Annotated in this window: 5 protein-coding genes; 1 reads left to right on the top strand and 4 read right to left on the bottom strand. The window is 70.5% G+C overall.

The genetic code is table 11. The annotated features are described in order from the left end of the window. Nucleotides 1-72: 72 nt before the first annotated feature. The 4 genes from ACUKCB_RS18580 to ACUKCB_RS18565 form a co-directional block, all read right to left on the bottom strand. Nucleotides 73-282, bottom strand: coding sequence for an MbtH family protein (locus tag ACUKCB_RS18580; RefSeq protein WP_473036876.1), 210 nt, complete (start codon nucleotides 280-282; stop codon nucleotides 73-75). A gap of 73 nt (nucleotides 283-355) precedes the next feature. After that, nucleotides 356-8,164, bottom strand: a complete 7,809-nt coding sequence (locus ACUKCB_RS18575) for an amino acid adenylation domain-containing protein (RefSeq protein ID WP_473036875.1) — start codon at nucleotides 8,162-8,164, stop codon at nucleotides 356-358. Between the two features lie 31 nt (nucleotides 8,165-8,195). Then, nucleotides 8,196-9,554: a serine hydrolase domain-containing protein gene (locus ACUKCB_RS18570; protein ID WP_473036874.1), complete on the bottom strand. Its 1,359-nt coding sequence runs from the start codon at nucleotides 9,552-9,554 to the stop codon at nucleotides 8,196-8,198. Between the two features lie 599 nt (nucleotides 9,555-10,153). Then, complete coding sequence (locus tag ACUKCB_RS18565) at nucleotides 10,154-10,387, bottom strand: hypothetical protein (protein WP_473036873.1); 234 nt, start codon at nucleotides 10,385-10,387, stop codon at nucleotides 10,154-10,156. A 677-nt stretch (nucleotides 10,388-11,064) separates the two neighbouring features. On the opposite strand from ACUKCB_RS18565, the gene ACUKCB_RS18560 reads away from it, so the two are divergent. Continuing rightward, a complete protein-coding gene (locus tag ACUKCB_RS18560) occupies nucleotides 11,065-25,239 on the top strand; it encodes an amino acid adenylation domain-containing protein (RefSeq protein WP_473036872.1) in 14,175 nt (4,724 codons plus the stop codon). The last annotated feature ends 80 nt before the right edge of the window (nucleotides 25,240-25,319 follow it).

The following is a 25,319-nucleotide window of genomic DNA, read 5'->3' as shown; positions in this document are numbered from 1 at the left end:
ACGGGGGAGGGGCGCCGTGCGAACCACGGCGCCCCTCGGGAGTCCACCGCCCGTCGCGGGCGCGGTTCCGACTCAGTCAGCCGGAACGGCCACCAGGCTGGCGGGCCGCATGTCCGTCCAGTTCCTCTCCACGTACTCCAGGGCCTCGGCCCGGGGGGAGGCGTCCAGAGCGATGTCCCAGCCGTCGGGGACCTCGGCGAAGACGGGCCACAGGGAGTGCTGGCCCTCGTCGTTGACCAGGACGAGGAAACGGGCGTCGTTGTCGTCGAAGGGGTTGCTCATGGTGGTGGTCCTTCCTTGTGGTCGGGTGTGGTTCGGATGCCGGACGGGAACGGCCGGCGTGCTCTGGGCCCGTTCACTCCCGGCGGGCTCGCCCGCGCGGACGCCGGCCGACCGTGTCGACCAGTTCGCGCAGCCCCGAGGCGAAGTCCTCGGCCAGCGCGCGCACGGTTTCGGGCCGGTGGCGGTGCTCGGAGTAGGTCCAGGAGAACACCAACCGGTCGTCGGTGACGCTGCCGGTCACGTCGAGCAGGCTGGTGCGCTCCTCCTCGGGCGCGTGGTCGCCGGCGGGGACCTCCAGGAAGCGGTCGATGAGTCCGCCCCCACCGTGGTCGCCGAAGCGGCCCAGGTAGTTGAAGGTGACCGGGACACGGGTCAGGGGCGCCAGCGGTGCGGCCAGCCGCTCCGGACCGAGATAGCGCAGCGCACCGAAGCCGATCCCGTCGGGAGCGGCGCGCAGCGCCTTCTTGACGGCGGTCACCGAGCGCGCCGCGTCCTGCCCCTCGGGCAGCTCCAGCAGAACCGGGTAGATGGTGGTGAACCAGCCGACCGTGCGGGACAGGTCGACCTCGTCGAACAGGTCCTCGCGCCCGTGGCCCTCCTTGGCGACGAGCAGGCGCGGCACGCCGCTCCACTCGGTGAGGGTCCTGCCCAGGACGGCCAGGAGCACGTCGTCTATCCGGCTGCGCAGCGCGCCGGGGACCCGGCGCAGGAGCAGGTCGGTCTCCTCCGCCGTCAGCCCCGAGGCGATCACGTGCTGGGAGGCGACGTCGTTGGGCCCGGTGTCCAGGTCCACCGGGACCGTGGCGTCCGCGCTCCGGGCGGCCAGGCCGGCCCAGTGCGCGGCGTCGGCGTCGAAACCTCCCTCCGCGGTGAACTCGGTGATCCTGTCCGCCCAGACCGGGAACGGGGTGGTCCCGGTGCCCAAGCCGACCGGAAGCCCGGAACCGAGCTGACCGTAGGCGGTGACCAGGTCCTCCAGCAGGATGCGCCAGGACACCCCGTCCACCACCAGGTGGTGCGCGCGCAGGAGCACCCGCGGCCCCAGAGCGGGACCGGCGTCGAACACCACGGCCTCGAACAGGGGGCCGTCCGCCAACCTGGACCGGGGACGCTCCCGCCCGGCCTCCCGCTCCACGGCGCGCTCCAGGGCAGCGGGTTCGGGAGGGGAGACACCGACCACGCGAACGGATCGCTCCGGGTCCGCGGCGCCGTCCAGGTGCTGGCGCGGCTCGGGCCCGTCGGTGCCGACCCGCAGCCGCAGCATGTCGTGGTGGGCGAGGACCGCCTCGGCGGCCCGGGCCCACAGCTTCGGGTCGGTGTCCGGAGCGGCTTCGAACAGCAGCGACATGTCGAAGTGCTCGGGGCGGCGCGGGTGGGTCTCGAAGAACCACCTCTGGACCGGGGTCAGCGCCACCTCTCCGGTGACCGGCGCGGAGGCTTCGGCGCTCTCCAGGGAACCCGCGCGCTGCTCCAGGGCCGCTGCCAGGTCCGCGACGGTCTGGTGCTGGAAGGTGTCCTTGGTGGTGATCTCCCACCCGGCCTGACGGACGCGGGAGACCATCTGGATGCTGAGGATCGACTCCCCGCCGAGGGCGAAGAAGTTGTCGTCACGCCCGACGCGGTCGATCCCCAGCAGTTCGGCCCAGATCTCGGCCAGACGGGTCTCGGTGGGGCCGCGGGGAGGGGTGTGCGCCGCGCCGTCGGACTCGGGCACGGTCGGCTCGGGCAGGGCCCGCCGGTCGACCTTGCCGTTGGCGTTGATCGGGATGCTCTCCAGCGGGACCACCGCCGCCGGGACCATGTAGTCGGGCAGGTCGGCGCGGAGCTGGTCGAGGACAGCCTCGGGACGGAGCTCGGCCCCCGGAGCCGGGACGGTGTAGGCCACCAGGGACCGTGCCCCGGAAGCGCCGCGGTGGACCTGGACGGTGGCCTGGGCGACCTCCTGCAGGCGCACGAGCGCGGCCTCGACCTCGCCGGGCTCGATACGGAAACCGCGCAGCTTGACCTGAGCGTCCGCCCGGCCCACGTACTCCAGCCGTCCCCCGTTGTTCCACCGGACGAGGTCGCCGGTGCGGTAGAGCCGCCCGCCCGGTTCACCGGGGTCGGCGACGAACCGTTCGGCGGTCGGACCGGGGCGGCCGTGGTAACCGCGGGCGACGTCGCCGCCGACGTAGAGCTCACCGACGGCGCCGACCGGGACCGGGCGCAGGGACTCGTCCAGGACGTGGAACCGGCTGCCGTCCAACGGGCGACCGATCGGAACGGGGTCCGGTGTGGGGCCCTCGGGGACGGTGTGGTGGGCGGCGAAGGTGGTCGTCTCGGTCGGGCCGTAGCCGTTGGCGACCGTGGTGCCGGGGCAGGCGGTGCGCACGAGCTCCACCGCGTGCGGGCTGGCCGCCTCCCCGCCGGTGATGACCTGGACCATGCCGGTGAAACAGGCCGGGTTCTGGGCCGCGTACAGGTTGAACAGGGCGGCGGTGACGAAGGTGGCGGTCACCCCGTGCCGGGCGACGACGTCGGCGAACCCGTCGGCGTCGAGCCGTCCGGGCGGGGCGACCACCACGGTGCCGCCGGTCAGCAGCGGAGCCCAGATCTCGTAGGTGACCGCGTCGAAGGCGTGCGAGGAGTGGAACAGGACCCGCTGCCCGTGGCGCCCGGACCAGCGCCGGTCGGTGGCCAGGCGCACCACGTTGCCGTGGGTGATTGCCACACCCTTGGGCCTTCCGGTGGAACCCGAGGTGTACATGACGTAGGCGAGCCGCTCGGGGTGGATGTCCTCCGGTTCGGGGACCCGGGCGCCGGGGCGCGGGTCCTGGGCGGGATCCGTCTCCTCCGCGTCCAGGTCGAGCACGGCGACGCCCTCCGCCTCCGGCACCCGTGAGGCCATCACGGCGTCGGTGAGCACACAGGGCGCGGAGGTCTCCGCCAGGAGGCGGCGGATCCGCTCGGGCGGGTCGTCGGGGTGGATCGGGACGTAGGCGCCGCCCGCCCGCAGGACCGCGAGCATCGCCGTCACCACACGTGGGCCGCGCTCCAACAGCAGCGGAACGGGGGTCTCCGACCGAACGCCCAGCCCGCGCAGCCGGTCGGCCAGGGACGAGGACAGTTCGTCCAGGCGGGCGTAGGTGAGCTCGGTCCCGTCCCACGCCAGGGCGCTCGCCTCCGGTGACCGGGCGACCTGCCGGGCGAACAGCTCCGGCACCGAGGTGACCGGAGCACCGGCCTCCCCCGTGCTCCAGTCGGCCAGGGCCGCGGCCTCGTCCGGGTCGGGAGCCGTGTCCAGGGCGCGCAGCGGCGCGCCGGGGTGTTCGGCCAAAGCGTCCAGGACCGCGCGCAACAGATGCCCGACCCGGTCCGCGGTGGCCGGGTCGAAGAGGTCGGTGTCGTACTCCACCGCGCCGAGCAGCCGCGCGCCGTCCTCGACGAACTCCACCGTCAGGTCGAACTGCGTGTGCTCCCTGGCGACGGTGTAGTCCGATCCGGACAGGCCCTCGGCCCGCCACGGGGCGCCGGGCGCGTTCTGCAGGGCCACCAGGGCCTGGACCAGGGTGGGACGGGACGGGTCGCGTTCCTGACCGGTCGCCTCGACGACCGTGTCGAAGGGGACGTCACCGTGTTCGAAGGCCGCCAGGACCGTGTCGCGCATGTCCGCCAGGAGGCGCGCACCGGTGTCCTCGGGCCGGACCCGGGCGCGCAGCGCGACCGTGTTGACGAAGAACCCGACGATGTCCTCCAGTTCGGAGCGGCTCCGCCCGGAGGTCACCGTGCCCAGGACGACGTCCCGCTGCCCGGTGAACCGGGACAGGGCCAGGGCCGTCGCCGCGGCCAGCACCATGAACAGGGTGACGCCGTGCTCCGCCTCGAGGACACGGACGCGGGCCATGACGTCCTCGGGGACCTCGAACGTGCGCGTGGCGCCCCGTCCGCGCCGCTGGGCCGGCCGGGGCCGGTCCGTGGGCAGGGCCAGGGGCTCCGCCCCGGAGAGCGCCTCGCGCCAGAAGTCCAGTTGCCTCTCGAAGCCCTCGCTGCGGCGGAACCGGTCCTGCCAGACCGCGTAGTCGGTGTACGCCAACGCGGTCTCGGGGAGCCCGGCGACCGGGGGGAGGTCCGCGGCCCGTGCGTCCGGACGGCTCCGGGCGGCCTCGTAGAGGGCGCCGAGCTCACGGACCAGCACGGACATCGACCACGCGTCGGTGATGATGTGGTGCATGCCGATGGCCAGCACGTGGTCGTCCTCGTCGACCCGGACCAGCAGGATCCTGGTCAGCGGGCCCGCCGCCAGGTCGAAGGGCCGGGAGTCGAACTCCGCCACGAGTTCGGCCAGGCGGTCCTCGCGTTCCGGGCCCGGGGCGCCGTCCAGCACGGTTTCGGACAGGTGCGGGTCCGTGTGCTCCAGGACGACCTGCCGGGGCCGGCCGTCCTCGCTGGGGAAGACCGTGCGCAGGGACTCGTGCCGCAGGAACAGCGCCTCCAGCGCCGTGCGCAGTGCCGTGACGTCCAGGTGCCCGGAAAGGCGCAGCGCGCCGCCGGAGTTGTACGCGGCCCCTCCGGGCGCGTACTGGTCGAGGAACCACATGCGCCTCTGGGCGGCGGACAGCGGGATCGGACCCTCGTGCTCGGCCCGGGTCAACGGGGGAGCGGACTCGCCGCCCCCGTCCTCGTGGAGCTCGGCGAGCCGGGCCACCGTGGGCCGCTCGAACAGGGCCCGGAGCGGAAGCCGGGTGCCGGTCCGGTCCGCGGCCCTGGCGAGCACGCGCACACCGCTCACGGAGTCGCCGCCGACCCGGAAGAAGTCGTCGTGCACGCCGACCCGCTCCAGTCCCAGGACGTCGCACCAGGCCTCGGCGAGCAGGCGCTCCGTCTCGGTGCGGGGCGCGACGTGCTCGGCCTCGGAACGCCCGGCCCAGTCCACGGCCGGAAGCGCGCGGCGATCGGTCTTGCCGTTGGGGGTGAGCGGGATCCGGTCGAGGACGACGAAGGCCGCCGGAACCATGTAGGAGGGGAGAGAGCCGGCCCCGGCCGCGAGCTCCTCGCTGGTGGGGGCGTGCCCGGGCGCGGGGACCACGTAGGCGACCAGCCGCCGTTCGGTACCCGTCCCGTCGACTGTCAGGACCGCCTGCTCCACGCTGGGGAGCGCGGTGAGGACGCCCTCGATCTCGCCCGGTTCGATCCGGTGGCCGCGGATCTTGACCTGGTCGTCCGTGCGCCCCAGGAACTCCAGCTCGCCCCGGTGGCGCCGGACCACGTCACCGGACCGGTACATGCGCCCGCCGGAGGCGCCGAACGGGTCGGCCACGAAACGCCCCGAGGTCAGACCCGGGCGGTTCCAGTAGCCGTACGCCAGGCCGTCGCCGGCGATGTGGAGCTCACCGGGGACGCCGTCCGGGACCGGGCGCAGCCACCGGTCGAGGACGTACAGGCGGGTGCCGGCCACGGTTCCGCCCAGGGGCGGTACGCCGGACCCGGCCAGGGGTTCGCTGATGGTCGCGCAGACCGTGGACTCGGTCGGCCCGTAGGCGTTGTACATCCTGCGCCCCCGGGAGAACCGGTCGACCAGCTCTCCGGGGCAGGCCTCGCCGGCGACGAGCAGGTGCTCGACCGGGCCGAGGTCGTCCGGTTCCAGGCTGGGCAGGAGCGCGGGCGGCAGGGTCACGTGGGTGATCCCGTACGTGTGCAGGGCCCGGACCAGGTCCTCACCGTGCAGGGACTCGCGGGGGAGCAGGACCGACGTGCCGCCGTTGAGGAGGGCCACGGCGAGTTCGGCGATGGCGGCGTCGAAGCTCGGGGAGGCGAACTGGAGCATCCGGGAGCCCGGGCCGACGTCCATCCGCTCGCCCTGGGTGGCGGCCAGCGCCGCCAGCCCGTGGTGCGGGACCAGCACCCCCTTGGGGAGCCCGGTCGACCCGGACGTGTAGATCATGTACGCGGGGTCCGCCGGGCAGACCGGCTCGCGCCACGGCTGCGCGGCGTCGAGGTCGCCCTCCGCAAGGGAGAGGAGGGCCGTCCCCTCGGGCAGCGGGGCGCCGTGCGCCTCCGGCCCGACCACCACCGCGTGCGGCGCGGCGTCCCGGACCATGTGGGCCAGCCTCTCGGCCGGGTACTCCGAGTCCAACGGTAGGTAGACGGCGCCCGCGTACATGATGCCGAGCAGGACCTCGCCCTGGCGGGCGTCGCGCTCCAGGCACACCCCCACGCGGTCGCCGCGGCGCACGCCGCGCGAGCGCAGGTGTCCGGCGATGCGGGCGGCCCGCGCGTCGAGGTCGCCGAACGTCACCGTGCGCCCGGCGTCCACCAGGGCGGGGGCGTCGGGGCGCAGGGCGGCCTGTTCGGCGATCATCTCCGGGAAGGTACGCGGCAGGGGTCCGGCGGGACCGCGGCCGGCCTCCTGGATCCGTCCCTCCAGGTCGGGGCCGGCCAGGGCCAGCGCCCGCAGCGGACGGTGGTCGGCGGCGGACTCCAGGACACGCACCAGGTCGTCCACGAGGCGGGCGACGGTGTCCCGGTCGAACAGGTCGGAGTTGAACTCCGCGCTCGCGGTGACGCCGTCCGGTCCGGGATGGAACTCCAGGGTCAGGTCGAAGACCGACTGTTCACGGCGGATCGGCACCGGGGTCGCGGTCAGGTCCCCCAGGGTGCCGCGTTCCCCCGCTCCGTCGACCGCGTTCTGGTAGACCACGGCGGCCTGCACCAGCGGCGGGACCGCCGGGTCGCGCTCGGTGAGGACCGTGTCGACGACGGTGTCGAAGGGGATCTCGGAGTGGTCGAGGTCGGAGAGGAAACCGGCACGGGTCCGCTCCAGCAGCGCCCCGAAGGAGAGGTTCTCGTCCACCGTCTGCCGCACGGCGAGGGTGTTGACGAAGAAGCCCATGATCCGGTGGAGGCGCTGGTCCTCGCGTCCCGCCGTGACGGTGCCGAGGACGACGTCCTCGGAGCGGCTCCAGCGGGCCAGGGTCACCTGGGCCGCTGTCATCAGCACCATGAAGAGGTTCGCGTTGTGCTTCTCGGCCAGGCGTTCCAGGGTGCGCGCCAGCGCGGGGCCCAGGGTGAACGGCAGGCTGTCGCCGTGGGTCCCGCGGGTGGCGGGGCGGGGGCGGTCCGTGGGCAGTTCCAGGACCGGTGGCTCCGCGAGCCTCTCGCGCCAGTAGGCGACGGAGCGGTCGAACGAGGCGCCGCCGAGCCGTTCCCGCTGCCAGGCGGCGTAGTCGACGTACTGGGCGGGCAGGTCGCCGAGCGAGGAGGCCAGTTCCGCCGGTCCTCGGCCGGGATTCTCCCGGGCTGCCCGGTAGAGGTGGTCCAGTTCGTCCTGGAGGACGCCCAGGGACCAGCCGTCGGTGACGATGTGGTGCAGGCACACCACGAGGACGCTGTGGTCGGCGCTCGCGACCAGCAGCCGCACCCGCAGCAGCGGGCCGGTCGTGATGTCGAAGGGCCGGGCGTACTCCCGGGCGGCCAGCTCCGCCAGCCGGTCGTCGTCGGCGTCGGGCACCGGGGTCCTGCCGAGGTCGACCTCGAAGGGGGCTCCGATGACCTGGCGGCCCTCGCCGTCGACCTCCACGAAGGTCGTGCGCAGGGCCTCGTGCCGGTGCACCAGGGCGGTGAGGGCGCGTTGCAGGGCCTCCTCGTCCAGGTTCCCGCGCAGGTCGAGTGCGAGGGCGGAGTTGTAGTCGGTCCGGCCGGGGATCATCTGTTCCAGAACCCAGAGCCGCCGCTGGGCGAAGGAGAGGGGGCTCGGTTCGTCCCGGGAGACCCTCACCAGGTCCCGGCCGGGTCTCTTACGGTCGCGCAGGCGCCGCAGGACCTCCTCGCGGGCACGTACGCGGTCGCCTCCGGTGCCGGTGCCGGTGCCGGCACCGGTGGTGTCGTTGACGGGCGCTTCGCTCATGGGTTCGTCCTCGTCGTCCGGTGCGGGATGGTCAGGCGTTCGGCTGGACGGTCCGCGCGCTGCGGCGGAGGGTGCGCCCGTTGTACTGAAGGGCCGTGACGCGTGCCGGGCCGGAGTGGTCGGTCAGGAAACGGCCGCTGAAGGAGGCGCCGCCGTACCGGTCGGCGGTGACGGAGAAGGTGGAGTCCGGCCCGGTTTCGAGGACGCCTTCGAACCCGTTGTCGACGGAGAAGCGGTAGGAGTCGCCGGCGGGGGTCACCCGCACCGTCAGTCCGCCGTTGCTGTAGCTCCCGGCGATCTCCGGGAGCTGCGCCATGAGGCCCGTCGAATCCGTGACGGAGGGCTGCCGGTAGTGGCCGACGTCGAGCCCGGCGCTGCGCAGTCCCACGAGGAGGTCTTCCCAGGCCTTGATGCCGGTGGTCGCGTTGGTGGTGAGGGCGAGGGCGGATCCGCCCTGCGGGTCCACCCGGAGGTGGCAGGTGGCGCCGTCGAGCGTGCCGTCGTGTCCGTACCAGAGGCGGTCCCCGGCCAGGTGCAGGGACCAGCCCGCGCCCCAGCCGTCAGCGAGCCCGAACGGGTCGGCCGCGGGGACGGAGCGTCCCATCTCGTGCAGGACGGCCGGCGCGGCGATGTCCCCGTCGAGCCCGGCGTCCCCGGGCTCCAGGAACGCGCGGGCGAAGTCGACCAGGGCGGTCGCGCTGGCGGCGACGCCGCCGGCCGGGGCGAGCGCGGTCTCGATGTGGAAGTCCACGGGGTGGGCGCTTCCGTCCGGTGTGACGGCGTGGCCGCCGACCAGCCCAGGGTCGGCGGAACCGGGCCGCGGGTCGGTGACGAAGGCCAGGTCCAGGCCGGTGGGGTCGCACAGATAGGACTCCACGGTCTCCCACCAGTCCTGCCCGGTGACGCTCTCCACCAGGTGGCCCGCGACGACGTAGCCGGTGTTGGAGTAGGAGAACGCGGTGCTCGGCGGGTTGATGCGGTCGTCGGCGCCGAGGGAGCCGACGTAGCGGCGCACGGAGTGGTCCGGGGCGCCGACCGGAAGGTCGGACACGAGCCCGGAGGTGTGGCTGAGCAGCTGGCGGGCCGTCACGTCGGCCAGCGGGTGGCCGGCCGAGACCGTGCCCGGCCCCAGGTGACGGGAGACGGGTGCGTCGAGGTCGATGTTGCCGTCCTCCACGAGCTGCATGACCAGGGTGGCTGTAATGATCTTGGACACCGAACCCAGGGGGAATCTGGAGTGGACCGTCGTCTCTCCTCCGGTGCCGGTCTTCTCCACTCCCACCGCGAACTGGTGGAGTTCACCGCGGTGGTAGAGGGTCATCTGGGCGCCCGGGACGTGGTTCTCACGCAGGGCGTCCCTGAGGATTTCCGAGAGCTGTTCGTGCCGCACGACTTCTCCTTCGGGGGGTGGGGAATGGAGGGAAACCTTTGGTGAAGACGGGTTTCCGGTGCGCCCGGCGGTGTTACGGCAGTTTGCTGCACCAGTCACGGATACTCACATATACCATTCTTTCTGGCAAGAGATTCGGATGTAACTTGAACTCGTGAGTAACAAGTGCCGGTGGGAGGGCGAGGTTATTGGGTCGTGTGCGGAGTCTGACCTCTGCTTTTGCGGATTCGCCGCTATCCGTGTTCCCGTGCCGGTCCGGTAGGGCCACTGCACCGCTTATGTGATCTTGGCCTGCGAAACCCCGGGTTTACCGCGCAGCCGAAAATTATCGGCCGGATGCGGCCATGTGACCTGGGGCACAGTAGCGAAAATGATCTTGTCGGCCGCCGTGTCTTGTTTTCGCATTTTCACCGAGAGTAATTCTGCGGCTACTGGAAGATTCGGGCCGCGGGCCGGGCTTTATGGTGCTACCCGCGCCGGGCGGACGGGAAAATACCAGAGGTAAAAGGTTGTCGAACACATGAAAACTCCGCCGCGAGGGCGGCGGAGTCGGTAGGCGGGGCTCGGGGGCGGCGGTTCCCTCCGCCCCGGGTGCTGGGTCAGCGCCGCCGGACGTGGTGGACGATCAGGGTGGCGATGGCCGCGACGGTCACGAGGCCGAAGCAGAGGCTGATCGCGGGGTGGAACCCGCCCAGTGACGTGACGCCGTTCCCGGCCAGGCCGAGAACGATGAGCACCCAGAGCAGGGCGCGCAGGCGACTGCCCGGGCGGGACCGCCGCGCGCTCGGGGCGGGGCGGTCGGCGGTGTCCTTGATGCGGTAGGGGTCGGTCATGGCTGCGCTCCTCGGACGGGGTGGCCGGTGGTGAACACGGGCTCCGCGCGTGCTTTCCGTCTTCTGCCTCCAAGGCTAGGGACGCCGGCGGCCCGGGGGCGATCCCGCGAACTGCCCCAACCGTGGTGGTGCAGGCTGTACCACCGGTCTCCACGGCTCCCAGTCGGGGCGCCCGGGGGGTGCCTGTTTCTCCGTCCGCCGTGTTTCCTTTGCGATCGGTCAATGAATACCGATGGGTGACCCTACTCGTTGGAAACATTATTCTCGGTGTTCATGTGGCCTCTTTCTCGTCGTGGTGCGCATCAGTGCGAACCGCATTTCCGGGTGCTGATGGTGGCGTTCCGGCGGTGTCCGGATGTCCTTTGGCGTGTTCCGAGTCACCCTCCCGGGCGGTCCGTCTTTTGCCCCCGGGCCTTCCGGGGCTGCCGTTCCACGGTCCGGGGCCGGAGGAATCCCGGACCGAAAGTGCAGTTCGCAGCGCTTTCCGGTGCTCTTGGTGGTCCCGCACCCGGGACCCGGTCGGGTGCTCTCTTTTTCCCGAGGTCATCAAGGGTTTTGCTGTCCTCTTTGTGGCCGGGTTCGGCCATTTGTGTCTCGCTGTACGGCGGGCGGACCGTCATCATGTGCCTGACCTGCGGAATGAGGATATAGCCGTATCTCTTGCTCTACCCAGGGGTATGGGTGAGTATCGGTTCTGGTCGAACCTGGCTGTCCTATGTCGCGTGGAGCGTCGGGCAATCCACTCTGCAGGAGAACGACAAGCAGCCGTTCCGATGTTTTTCACAGCCCAGTCGCACCTGAATCCAGGAGTTGTCATCGTGATGCCCTCCCAGGGAACCCAGCGCCCCGAGTACGTCGACCGAACTCCGCTGTCTGCTTCGGTTCCGGAGGTGTTTGCGGAGCAGGTGGTGCGGGTGCCGGGGGCGCCTGCTGTGGTGGGTGGTTTTGGTGAGGTGTCGTATGCGGAGTTGGATGCGCTGAGTGCGGGTGTGGCTTCGTTGTTGTGTGGTGGGGGGTTGGCCGCTGAGGGTGCGGTGGTGTTGGTGTTGGAGCGTGGTCCGCATGTGGTGACGGCGATGTTGGGTGTGTTGCGTGCGGGTGGTGCTTATGTGCCGGTGCATGGGGATGATCCGGCGGAGCGTGTGGCGTGGTTGGTGCGGGAGACGGGTGCGCGTTTCGTGCTGACCGATGCGGTCTCTCGTGGTCGGGTGCCGGAGGGGCTGGGTTCGGGTGTGCGGGTGGTGGACCTGGACGAGGAACTCACACCCGGGGCCTCGAAGGAGGGGACTCCGGCAGCGGCGGTGCCGGACGCGGCGGTGCCGGAGGGGCACGGGACCGCGCGGACCGATGAGTCGTGGCGGGAACAGCGGCAGGACCCCGCCTCCCTCGCGTATGTGATGTTCACGTCGGGTTCGACGGGGTTGCCCAAGGGTGTGGCGGTCACGCATGGGGATGTGGTGGCTCTGGCTCGGGATGGCCGGTGGGGTGGTGGTCGTGATGAGCGGGTGCTGTTCCATTCCTCGCATGCTTTTGATGCGGCGACGTATGAGGTCTGGACGCCGTTGTTGCGGGGCGGTGCTGTGGTGGTGGCGCCTGCGGGGCGGATCTCGGCGGAGGAGTTCGGGTCGGTGGCCCGGGAGTTCGGGGTGACGTCGACGTTTGTCACGGCGGCTTTGTTCAACCTGTTCACGGCGCAGGATCCGTCGTGTTTCGCGCCGTTGCGTGAGGTGATGACCGGGGGTGAGGCGGCGAATCCGTTGGCGGTGGAGCGGGTGGTGCGGGCGTGTCCGGGCACGGTGGTGGCCAATGGTTACGGGCCGACGGAGACCACGACGTTTGCTGCGCATTTCGCGGTGGATCCGGGTCGGGTGCCGGTGCGGTCGGTGCCGATCGGTAGGCCGTTGGACGGGATGAGTGCTTGGGTTCTGGATGGGTTTTTGCGTCCGGTGCCTGTGGGTGTGGTGGGTGAGTTGTATGTGGGTGGTGCGGGTGTTGCTCGTGGGTATTTGAATCGTCCGGGGTTGACGTCGGAGCGGTTTGTGGCTGATCCGTTTGGTTCGGGTGGGCGGTTGTATCGCACGGGTGATCTGGTGCGGTGGGACGTCCAGGGTCAGTTGGAGTATGTGGGGCGTGCTGATTCCCAGGTCAAGATCCGGGGTTTCCGGATCGAGCCCGGTGAGGTCGAGTCCGCTCTGTTGGGGTTGTCGGGTGTGCGCCAGGCCGTGGTGGTGGTGCGTGAGGACACCCCGGGTGTGCGGGTGCTGGTGGGTTACGTGGTGGGGGAGGAGCTCGACACCGAGGGGTTGCGCGCCCGCCTGACCGAACAACTCCCCGCCTACCTCGTCCCCTCCGCGCTCGTCACGCTCGACTCGATGCCCCTGAACCAGAACGGCAAGGTCGACCGGCACGCGTTGCCCGCCCCCGAACGCGACACCGCGGCCTACACGGCCCCCCGCACCGACACCGAACGCGTGATCGCGGACGAGTTCGCCTCGGTTCTGGGCGTGGAGCGCGTGGGAGTGCACGACGACTTCTTTGCCCTGGGCGGGGACTCCATCCTCGCTGCCCGGGTCCTGTGGCGCCTCGACGGCCTGCTGGAGACGGACTTCGGCCAGCGCGCCCTGTTCCGCCACCGTACGCCGGAATCCCTCGCGCAGGCGGGTGGGACCGACAACAGGAAGAGCCCCCTCCGGCGGGCCGGCCGGGAACACCCGCTCCCCCTTTCCGCGGCGCAGCGCCGCCTGTGGTTCCTGCACCAGATCGAGGGTGCCAGCGCCGAGTACTACACCGGTGCGGGCTTCCGCATCCGCGGCGCCCTCTCCCCGGAGGCCCTGCGCACGGCCCTCACCGACCTCCAACGGCGGCACGAGGCGCTCCGCACCACCTACGACACGGTCGACGGTGAACCCGTACAGCTGGTACGCGACCCCTGGAACGGGAACGAGCTGCTGTCCGTGGCGGACCTGAGCGGACTCCCCGAGGAGCAGCGCGCCCCCGCCCTGGACGAACACCTCCTGCGCGAGGTGAACACCCCCTTCGACCTGGTGCACGGCCCCGTGAACCGGGCACTGCTCATCGCGCTCGCAGAGGACGAGCACCTCCTCGTGCTGAGCACGCACCACATCGCCTGCGACGGCTGGTCCGTGGACGTCATGGCCCGCGACCTCGCCGCGTTCTACCGTGCGTCCCTCGAAGGGACCGAACCCGGGTTCGCGGAGGAGGAGCCCGACTACGCCGACTTCGCGGTCTGGGAACAGGGCCGCTGGGCGGAGCCGGACGTTCGGGAACGCCTCGCGTACTGGGCGCGCGAGCTGGAGGAGGTGCCGCCGCTCGCCGTGCCCACCGACCGGCCCCGACCGGCCCAGCGCACGACCTCCGGTGCCGTCCACCGCTTCACCCTCTCCCGCGAGCAGGCCCGCGGCCTGGCCGAACTGGGGCGGGAGCAGGGGGCGACGCTGTTCATGTCCCTGACCGCGATGACCCAGATGCTGCTCGCCAACGCCTCCGGAAGCAGGGACGTCGCGCTGGGGATCGCCTCCTCGGGGCGCGACCACCGTCAGGTGGAGGACATGGTCGGGTTCTTCGTGAACCCTCTGGTGATCCGCTCCCGGCTGGTCCCCGGCATGACCGTGGCCGACTTCCTCGGCTCCGTGCGCGACCGCATCGAGGAGGCATTCGAACACGAACTGCCCTTCGACCGGGTGGTGGACGAGGTCGTGGCCGAGCGTGACCCCAGCCGGGGGCCGCTCTTCCAGGCGCTGATGGTGTTGCAGAACGCGCACACCGGCGCACTCGACCTGCCCGGACTGGACGTGGAACCGGTCGAGCTGCCCAGGGCCTCGGCACTGTCCGACCTGGTTTTCGAGTACACGGAGCAGGACGAGGGCATCCGTGTCGCGATCGAGTACAACACCGACCTCTTCGACCACCGCCGTGTCCTCGGTCTGGCCGACGCCCTGTCCCGTCTGGTCTCGCTCGCCGTGGCCGAACCGGAACGGGGCCTGGCCGCGGTCGACCTCCGCACCGAGACGGACCGGGCCGAGCTGACCGCCTGGAGCAGCAACGAGGCCGCTTCACCGCCCGCTTCGGTTCCGGAGGTGTTTGCGGAGCAGGTGGTGCGGGTGCCGGGGGCGCCTGCTGTGGTGGGTGGTTTTGGTGAGGTGTCGTATGCGGAGTTGGATGCGCTGAGTGCGGGTGTGGCTTCGTTGTTGTGTGGTGGGGGGTTGGCCGCTGAGGGTGCGGTGGTGTTGGTGTTGGAGCGTGGTCCGCATGTGGTGACGGCGATGTTGGGTGTGTTGCGTGCGGGTGGTGCTTATGTGCCGGTGCATGGGGATGATCCGGCGGAGCGTGTGGCGTGGTTGGTGCGGGAGACGGGTGCGCGTTTCGTGCTGACCGATGCGGTCTCTCGTGGTCGGGTGCCGGAGGGGCTGGGTTCGGGTGTGCGGGTGGTGGACCTGGACGAGGAACTCACACCCGGGGCCTCGAAGGAGGGGACTCCGGCAGCGGCGGTGCCGGACGCGGCGGTGCCGGAGGGGCACGGGACCGCGCGGACCGATGAGTCGTGGCGGGAACAGCGGCAGGACCCCGCCTCCCTCGCGTATGTGATGTTCACGTCGGGTTCGACGGGGTTGCCCAAGGGTGTGGCGGTCACGCATGGGGATGTGGTGGCTCTGGCTCGGGATGGCCGGTGGGGTGGTGGTCGTGATGAGCGGGTGCTGTTCCATTCCTCGCATGCTTTTGATGCGGCGACGTATGAGGTCTGGACGCCGTTGTTGCGGGGCGGTGCTGTGGTGGTGGCGCCTGCGGGGCGGATCTCGGCGGAGGAGTTCGGGTCGGTGGCCCGGGAGTTCGGGGTGACGTCGACGTTTGTCACGGCGGCTTTGTTCAACTTGTTCACGGCGCAGGATCCGTCGTGTTTCGCGCCGTTGCGTGAGGTGATGACCGGGGGTGAGGCGGCGAATCCGTTGGCGGTGGAGCGGGTGGTGCGGGCGTGTCCGGGCACGGTGGTGGCCAATGGTTACGGGCCGACGGAGACCACGACGTTTGCTGCGCATTTCGCGGTGGATCCGGGTCGGGTGCCGGTGCGGTCGGTGCCGATCGGTAGGCCGTTGGACGGGATGAGTGCTTGGGTTCTGGATGGGTTTTTGCGTCCGGTGCCTGTGGGTGTGGTGGGTGAGTTGTATGTGGGTGGTGCGGGTGTTGCTCGTGGGTATTTGAATCGTCCGGGGTTGACGTCGGAGCGGTTTGTGGCTGATCCGTTTGGTTCGGGTGGGCGGTTGTATCGCACGGGTGATTTGGTGCGGTGGAGTGATGCGGGTCAGTTGGAGTATGTGGGGCGTGCTGATGCGCAGGTCAAGATCCGGGGTTTTCGGATCGAACCCGGCGAGATCGAAACCGCGCTCCTCGGCCTCGACGGTGTCGCGGAAGCCACCGTCCTGGTCCGCACCGCCCCCGCAGGCGGACGACACCTGGTCGCCTACGTCGTCGGGCACGATGCGGGCCTGACCCAGGAGCACGCCGACGAACTACGCGAACGGCTGTCGCGGGACCTGCCCGGGTACATGGTGCCGCACGCCGTGGTGGCACTCGACACCCTGCCTCTGACCCCGAATGGCAAGGTGGATCGGCGTGCGTTGCCCGCTCCCGAGGTTTCGGCGGGTGGTGATTCCTATGTGGCGCCGCGTTCGGAGGTGGAGCGGGTGCTGGCCGGGGTGTTCGCTTCGGTTCTGGGTGTGGAGCGTGTGGGGGTGCACGAGGACTTCTTCGCGTTGGGCGGGGATTCGATCCTGAGCATTCAGGTGGTTTCGCGTGCTCGTCGTGAGGGTGTGGTGGTCACTTCCAAGGAGGTGTTCGGTCGGCCCTCGGTGGCTGCGTTGGCCGAGGTCGCCCAGGTGGAGTCTGCCCAGGTGGCGGTGGGTCCGGTGTCGGGTCGGGTGGGTCCGACGCCGATCACGGAGTGGTTCTTCGCTACGCATCCGGTGGCTCCGGACCATTTCACGATGGCGGTGCTGTTGGATTTGGCCGAGCCGGTCGAGGTCCCGGTACTGGAGCAGGCGCTGGGTGCGTTGGCGCTCCAGCACGACATGCTGCGTTTGCGTGTGGATGGTCAGGGTCTGCGGATCGTGGAGGCGGGGGAGTCCTCGTTCGGTCTGGCGGTGGTGGACCTGGGCGGGGTGGCCCCTGGTGAGCGTGCTGGTGTGGTGCGTGAGCGTGTCGAGGCGGAGCAGGCTTCCTTGTCGTTGGAGCGGGGGCCGGTGGTGCGTGCGGTCCTGTTCCGGGACGAGGGTGCTGAGCGGTTGTTGTTGGTGGCGCATCACCTGGTGGTGGATGGTGTGTCCTGGCGGGTGTTGTTGGAGGATCTGGGGTCGGCTTATCGGCAGTTGGCTGCGGGTGGGGTGGTTGATCTGGGTTCTCGGAGTACGCCTTTCCCGGTGTGGGCGGAGCGTTTGGTGCGGCACACCACCGAAGGCGGCTTCGACGACGAGATGGACCACTGGTCCCGTACCGGCATCCGAGCGGAAATCCCCCGGGACCACGACGCCCCCGGCAACGGCCGGGTCGCGGACCAGTCCGTCGTGACCGTCTCCCTGCCGGAGCGTGTGACGGGGGAGTTGTTGCGTGAGGTTCCGGGGGTGTTCCGCACGCGGGTCAATGACGTGTTGTTGGCTGCTCTGGGCCGGGTGTTGTGTGGTTGGACCGGTGACGAACAGGTGTTGGTGGACCTGGAGGGTCACGGTCGTGAGGAGTTGTTCGAGGGGGTGGACACTTCCCGGACGGTGGGGTGGTTCACCAGTATGTTCCCGGTGGTGCTCTCCTCCGCGGATGGGTGGGAGTCCCAGGTCAAGGGGACCAAGGAGATGTTGCGGTCGGTGCCCCGCCGAGGTGTGGGCTTCGGTGCTCTGCGCTATCTGGGTTCGCCGGAGCAGCGTTCGGTTCTGGCCGGTCTGCCGACCCCGCGGGTGAGCTTCAACTACCTGGGCCGCTTCGACACCGGGACCGGAACGGAGAACCTGTACACCGGGTTCGAGCTCAACCCCGGCGGGGAACACGCCCCGGAGGAGGAGCGCCCCCACCTGATCGACGTCGTCGGCCGCTTCGAAGGCGACCGCCTCACCTTCGACTGGTACCACGCCGAAACCCACCACGACCGGGCCACCATCGAGGAACTCGGCGCGCTGCTCATCGACCGTCTGACCGACCTGGTCGGGTTCTGTTTGGGTGAGGGTGTGGGTGGTGCGACTCCGTCGGACTTTCCGTTGGTGTCGCTGGACCAGGTTCAGGTGGACCGGTTGGTCGGTGACGGTCGGGACGTGGCGGACGTGTGGCCGCTGACGCCGATGCAGCAGGGCATGTTCTTCCATACCTTCCTGGAGCCGAATTCGCCCTCCTACTTCGAGCAGGTGGTGGTCGAGCTCGACGGCGTGGACGACCCGGAGGGGTTGGGTCGTGCGTGGGGTTGTGTGGTGGAGCGGCATCCGGTGCTGCGCACCACGGTGGCCTGGCAGGGGTTGGACGAGCCGGTGCTGCTGGTGCATCGGCGGGTGGAGACCCCGGTGCGGCAGGTGGACCTGCGCGGTCTGGGCGAGACGGAGCGTGAGCGGGCGGTCGCTGATTTCCTTGCCGAGGACGAGGCCGAGGGGTTGGACCTGGTTCAGGGGCCGCTGCTGCGGGTGGGGCTGTTGCGTGTCTCGGACACTCGTGTGGTGGTGGTGTGGACGTTCCACCATCTGTTGTTGGACGGGTGGAGTCTGCCGCTGGTGTTGGAGGACGTCCTCACCGCCTACCGGGGAGCACCGCTACCGGCACGAGCGGACTTCCGCCCCTACCTCGAACTCCTCAGCGAGCAGGACCCCGCCGAGGGAATGCGCTACTGGTGCGAACTCCTGGCCGACGTCGAGGCACCCACCCCGCTGCCCTACGACCACACACCAGGAGACGTCCGCCAGGTCAGCTCCACCGGAAAGTCCGGGCACACCCTGACCCCGGCCCGCACCGATCGCGTGCACGGTTTCGCCCGTGAGCACGGCCTGACGGTGAACGCGCTGGTGCAGGGCGCCTGGGCGCTGCTGCTGGCGGCTCATTCGGGGGAGGACGACGTGGTGTTCGGTGCCACGACCTCCGGCCGGCCCGCCGACCTCCCCGGGGTGGAGTCCACCATCGGCCTCTTCATCAACACCCTGCCGGTCCGCACCGCGCTCAACCCCGCCGACCGGACCGTCGACTGGCTCCGCGACCTCCAGAACGGCCTGGTGGAGTCACGCCGCTACGAACACCTGCCGCTCAACAGGGTGCAGGCCCAGAGCGGACTACAGGGGAACGCCCAGCTGTTCGACAGCATCGTCGTGTTCGAGAACTACCCCGTGGACGAGAAGTCCGCCCGGGCGCACGGCATCACCGTGGAGAGCGTCACCGCGAGAGAGGCCACCAGCTACCCGCTGACCCTGGTCGCCTACGACGGCTCCGCCATCGACCTGCAACTCCGCTACGACCCGGCACTGTTCTCCGCGGCCACCGTCGACCGGCTGCTGGAGCGGCTCGCCCGACTGGTGGACGACATGGTCGCGCACCCCGACCGCCCCCTGGCCGGGCTCGCACTCCTCGACAGCGAGGAACACGACCGGGTCGAGGCCTGGGGCGACGGCGGAGCCCCCCGACAGCTCCGGACGATCCCCGACCTCTTCGCCGCCCAGTTGGCACACCGCCCGGACGCGACCGCGCTGGCCGCACCCGACCGGGAATGGACCCGGGCCGAACTCGACTCACGGGTTCGCGCCATCGCCCGGCGCCTGACTGACCGGGGCGTGGGTGCCGGAGACATCGTGGGGGTGCGCCTCGAACGCGGTCCGGAGCTCATCGCCGCCTTCCTCGGGATCATGAGCGCCGGTGCCGCCTACCTCCCGATCGACCCGAACTACCCCGACGCCCGCCAGCGCTTCATCGCGCAGGACTCCGGGGCGACCCTCGTCATCACCGGGACCGGTCCCGTCGACACCCTGCCCGGGGACCTGGAGCAGGTCCCCGTCGCCGACCTCTGGCGGGTGACGGACGACGGACACGAGGGGAACGGTGACGCCGCCCCCGCGCGGCCGGGATTGGAGGACCTCGCGTACCTCATCTACACGTCGGGTTCCACCGGCACGCCCAAGGGCACCATGGTGACGCACCGGGGCGCTGCGGAGCTGGCCGAATCCATGGCCGAACGCTTCGCCACCACGGAGGACACCCGGGTCCTGCAGCTGGCCTCGCCCAGCTTCGACGCCTCGGTGATGGAAGTCCTCATGGCACTGGGCGCCGGAGCCCCCCTCGTGCTCCCGCAACCGGGTCCGCTCGTGGGCGAGGACCTGGCGGAAGTCCTGCTGCGGGAGCAGATCGGGCTGACGATCATCCCCCCGTCCCTGCTGGCCTCGGTCCCCGAGGGGGACTTCCCCGCACTGCGCACCCTGGTGGTCGGCGCGGAGGCCTGCACCGAGGAACTCGTGCGGCGCTGGGCCCCCGGACGGCGCATGGTCAACGCCTACGGCCCCACCGAGATCACCATCGCGGCCACCCTCAGCGACCCGCTCGTCCCCGAGCGGACCCCGCCGATCGGCCGCCCGGTACTGGGCACCCGACTCCGGGTGCTGGATGGGTTTTTGCGTCCGGTGCCTGTGGGTGTGGTGGGTGAGTTGTATGTGGGTGGTGCGGGTGTTGCGCGTGGGTATTTGAATCGTCCGGGGTTGACGTCGGAGCGGTTTGTGGCTGATCCGTTTGGTTCGGGTGGGCGGTTGTATCGCACGGGTGATTTGGTGCGGTGGAGTGATGCGGGTCAGTTGGAGTATGTGGGGCGTGCTGATGCGCAGGTCAAGATCCGGGGTTTCCGGATCGAGCCCGGTGAGGTCGAGTCTGCTCTGTTGGGGTTGGCGGGTGTGCGCCAGGCCGTGGTGGTGGTGCGTGAGGACACCCCGGGTGTGCGGGTGCTGGTGGGTTACGTGGTGGGGGAGGAGCTCGACATTGAGGGGTTGCGCGCCCGCCTGACCGAACAACTCCCCGCACACCTGGTCCCCTCCGCACTGGTCCGCCTGGACACGGTCCCCCTGACCCCGAATGGCAAGGTGGATCGGCGTGCGTTGCCCGCTCCTGAGGTTTCGGCGGGTGGTGATTCCTATGTGGCGCCGCGTTCGGAGGTGGAGCGGGTGCTGGCCGGGGTGTTCGCCTCGGTTCTGGGCGTGGAGCGTGTGGGGGTGCACGAGGACTTCTTCGCGTTGGGCGGGGATTCGATCCTGAGTATCCAGGTGGTTTCGCGGGCTCGGCGTGAGGGTGTGGTGGTCACTTCCAAGGAGGTGTTCGGTCGGCCCTCGGTGGCTGCGTTGGCCGAGGTCGCCCAGATGGAAACGAGCAAGGCCTCGGTGGTGGGTCCGGTGTCGGGTCGGGTGGGTCCGACGCCGATCACGGAGTGGTTCTTCGCCACGCATCCGGTGGCTCCGGACCATTTCACGATGGCGGTGTTGTTGGACTTGGCCGAGCCGGTCGAGGTCCCAGTGCTGGAGCAGGCGTTGGGTGCGTTGGCGGTCCAGCACGACATGCTGCGTTTGCGTGTGGATGGTCAGGGTCTGCGGATCGTGGAGGCGGGGGAGTCCTCGTTCGGTCTGGCGGTGGTGGACCTGGGCGAGGTGTCCCCTGGCGAGCGTGCTGGTGTGGTGCGTGAGCGTGTCGAGGCGGAGCAGACCGCTTTGTCGTTGGAGCGGGGGCCGGTGGTGCGTGCGGTCCTGTTCCGTGAAGGGGATGCTGAGCGGTTGTTGTTGGTGGCGCATCACCTGGTGGTGGACGGTGTGTCCTGGCGGGTGTTGTTGGAGGATCTGGGGTCGGCTTACCGTCAGCTGTCCGCGGGGGACGTGGTTGATCTGGGTGTTCGGAGTACGCCTTTCCCGGTGTGGGCGGAGCATCTGGCTCGGCACACCACCGAAGGCGGCTTCGACGACGAACTCCCGTTCTGGCGGGCCCTGGCCGAAGAGTCCGCCGACCAACCGCCGAGCCGTACCGAAACCGACCAGAACACCAACGCGACCGAGGACGTCGTCTCGACCCGGCTGCCGGAGCGTGTGACGGGGGAGTTGTTGCGTGAGGTTCCGGGGGTGTTCCGGACGCGGGTCAATGACGTGTTGTTGGCTGCTCTGGGTCGGGTGTTGTGTGGTTGGACCGGTGAGGACCGGGTTCTGGTGGATCTGGAGGGTCACGGTCGTGAGGAGTTGTTCGAGGGGGTGGACACTTCCCGGACGGTGGGGTGGTTCACCAGTATGTTCCCGGTGGTGCTCTCCTCCGCCGATGGCTGGGAGTCCCAGGTCAAGGGGACCAAGGAGATGTTGCGGTCGGTGCCCCGCCGAGGTGTAGGCTTCGGTGCCCTGCGCTACCTCGGTTCGCCGGAGCAGCGTTCGGTTCTGGCCGGTCTGCCGACCCCGCGGGTGAGCTTCAACTACCTGGGCCGCTTCGACACCGGCGGCGAAGGGCTGCACACCAGCATGACCCTCACCGGAAGCGAGTCCCCCGACGAACTCCGCGCACACGAGATCGACATCGTCGGCAGGCTGGAGGACGACCGGCTGGTCCTCAGCGCGGCCTACTCCCGGGCGCTGCACGACACCGCCGCCGTCCAGGACCTCGTCGACCGGCTGGAAGCCGAACTCACCGATCTGGTCGGGTTCTGTCTGGGTGAGGGTGTGGGTGGTGCGACTCCGTCGGACTTTCCGTTGGTGTCGCTGGACCAGGTTCAGGTGGACCGGTTGGTCGGTGACGGCCGGGATGTGGCGGACGTGTGGCCGCTGACGCCGATGCAGCAGGGCATGTTCTTCCACACTTTCCTGGAGCCGGATTCGCCCTCCTACTTCGAGCAGGTGGTGGTCGAGCTCGACGGTGTGGACGACCTGGAGGGTTTGGGTCGTGCGTGGGGTTGTGTGGTGGAGCGGCATCCGGTGCTGCGCACCACGGTGGCCTGGCAGGGGTTGGACGAGCCGGTCCTGCTGGTGCACCGACGGGTGGGGACCCCGGTGTCTCAGGTGGATCTGCGCGGTCTGGGTGAGACGGAGCGGGAGCGGGCGGTCGCCGCTTTCCTTACTGAGGACGAGGCCGAGGGGTTGGACCTGGTGCAGGGGCCGCTGCTGCGGGTGGGGCTGCTGCGTGTTTCGGACAGCCGTGTGGTGGTGGTGTGGACGTTCCACCATCTGCTGTTGGACGGTTGGAGTCTGCCGCTGGTGCTGGAGGACGTCCTCACCGCCTACCGGGGAGCGGCCGTGCCCCCCAGGCCCGCCTTCGACGACTACCTCACCCGGCTCGTCGAGCAGGGCACCGAGGAGGGGTACGCGTTCTGGCTCCGTGAACTCGAGGACGTGGAGGGCCCCACCCCGCTGCCCTACGACCGCGCTCCCGCCCGGGTCCGGGCCGCCCGCTCCGTCGAACGCCGGGAGGTGTCCCTGCCCGCCGAGGACGCCGCGGCCGTCCAGGGTTTCGCCCGTGAGCACGGTCTGACGGTGAACGCATTGGTGCAGGGCGCCTGGGCGCTGCTGTTGTCGGCTCATTCGGGGGAGGAGGACGTGGTGTTCGGTGCCACGACCTCCGGTCGGCCCGCCGACCTCCCCGGTGTGGAGTCCACCATCGGTCTCTTCATCAACACCCTGCCCACCAGGGTCCGGACCGACCCCAACGCACCGGTGGCGGCGTGGCTCCGCGACGTCCAGGAGAACCAGGCGCGGGCCCGCACCTACGACCACCTGCCGCTCAGCAGGATCCAGGCCGGGGTGGGGCTCCCGGGGGACACCCAGCTGTTCGACAGCGTCGTCGTGTTCGAGAACTACCCCGTGGACGAGCGCCCGGCAGGCGATGACGGCCCGACGGCCAGGCTGGTCGCCGCCAACGAGGCCACCAACTACCCGCTGGCCCTCAGCGCCTACGCCTCCGACGGGGTCCGGCTGCTGCTCGGCTACGACCCCGCCTGCTTCGACACCGCCACCGTCGACGTCCTCCTCGACGACCTGGCGAGGATCCTGCTCTCCCTCAGCGAGGCCCCGGACCGCCCCCTGGGCCGGGTGGCCTCCGCGGACCCCCGCCGAGCCCTCGGGTTCAGCGCGGGCGAGGACCCCGACCCCCGTGCGGGGACCGTCACCGGGCTGTTCGCCGACCGGGTCGCCGAGCACCCGGAGGAGCTCGCGGTCACGGGCTCCGGCCGGAAGTGGTCCTACGCCGAACTCGACGCCGAGTCCGGGGAGCTCGCCGAGCACCTGTGCGCGCTCGGCGTGGGGACGGGGTCGAGGGTCCTCCTGCTGATGCCGCGTTCCCCGCGGGTGGTCGTCGCGATGCTCGCCGTCCTCAAGGCGGGCGCCGCCTACGTGCCGCTGCACGACACGGTCCCGACCGAACGGGTCGGGCAGATGGCGCACGGGGTCGGGGCGGACGTCGCGATCGCCGACCCCGCAATGGCGGAGCGCTGCGCCGGCCTCGGATCCGTGGTCCGGTACGGCCCGGACGGCCTGACCGACCCGGAACGCCGCCCCGTCGACCCGGTGACGGTCCCGGCCTCCGCGGCCTACACCATGTTCACCTCGGGCTCCACCGGGGTGCCCAAGGGAGTGGTGGTCGACCACCGCGACATCGTCGCGCTCAGCGCCGACCACCGGTGGACCGAGGGCCACGAACGGGTGCTCTTCCACTCGCCGCACGCGTTCGACGCCGCCACCTACGAGGTGTGGGTGCCGCTCCTCAACGGCGGGACCGTCGTGGTGGCCGACGAGACGGTGTCCGCACCGGTCCTCCGGAAGACGGTCACCGAACAGGGCGTGACCGCGGTCTTCCTGACCACGGCCCTGTTCAACCTGTTCGCCCACCAGGACCCCGCCTGCTTCGAGGGCCTGACGGAGCTGTGGACCGGCGGCGAGGCGGCGGACCCGGCCTCCTTCGTCCGGGTGCTGGAGACCTGCCCCGACACCAGGCTCGTGCACGTGTACGGGCCCACCGAGTCGACCACGTTCGCCACCTGCGGGCCGGTGGACCCCGAGGAGGCCCGCGCCGGGCTGTGCCCGATTGGCCGCCCCATGGACGGCACCGGCACCTACGTCCTCGACGGAGCCCTGCGGCCGGTGCCGCCGGGAGCGGTCGGAGAGCTCTACCTGTCCGGGGACGGTCTGGCCCAGGGCTACGACCACCAGCCCGCACTGACCGCCGAGCGGTTCGTCGCCGACCCCTTCTCCCGCGGCGGGCGGCTCTACCGGACCGGCGACCTCGTGCGCTGGACCCGGGACGGCCGCATCGTCTTCGTCGGCAGGGCGGACGGGCAGGTCAAGCTGCGCGGTTACCGGATCGAACTCGGCGAGATCGAGAGCGCCCTGCTCCAGGGGGAGGGCGTCGCCCAGGCGGTCGCCGTCGTGGCCGAGGCACCTTCCGGCGGACGGCAACTGGCCGCCTTCGTCACCGGGACCCCGGACACCACCGACCTCCGGGAGCACCTGGAACAGCGGCTGCCCGCCTACATGGTGCCGTCGGTGCTCACCGTGCTCCCGGAACTGCCGCTCAACCAGAACGGCAAGGTCGACCGCAGGCGCCTCCCCGACCCCGACTGGCAGGGCGCCGCGGCGCCGGTGCACGTCGCTCCGCAGACCCCCACGGAGGAGGCCGTCGCCGAGGTCTGGACCAACACGCTCCGCCTCGAACGCGTGGGCCGCGACGACAACTTCTTCGACATCGGCGGTGACTCGGTCCGCAGCCTCCAGGTGGTCCGCGAGATCGAGGAGCTGCTGGACGTCAACGTCCCCGCGCACCTGCTCTTCGACCACCAGACGCTGCGCGCCTACGCCGAGGCCGTCGAGGAGGTGCTCATGGAGCAGCTCTGACCTCGCAGAACCCGTGTGACCGGTGCCGGGTGCCGCCGAGTAGGCCACCCGGCACCCGAACCGGTACCATTCTGGTTGGA

Source organism: Nocardiopsis moroccensis, assembly GCF_055763695.1.
This window is presented reverse-complemented; position numbering and strand designations above follow the sequence as displayed.

Coding starts and splice junctions, on each gene's coding strand:
- ACUKCB_RS18565 (WP_473036873.1), bottom strand. CDS start 10,387: ATGACCGACCCCTACCGCATCAAGGACACCGCCGACCGCCCCGCCCCG.
- ACUKCB_RS18580 (WP_473036876.1), bottom strand. CDS start 282: ATGAGCAACCCCTTCGACGACAACGACGCCCGTTTCCTCGTCCTGGTC.
- ACUKCB_RS18575 (WP_473036875.1), bottom strand. CDS start 8,164: ATGAGCGAAGCGCCCGTCAACGACACCACCGGTGCCGGCACCGGCACC.
- ACUKCB_RS18560 (WP_473036872.1), top strand. CDS start 11,065: ATGGGTGAGTATCGGTTCTGGTCGAACCTGGCTGTCCTATGTCGCGTG.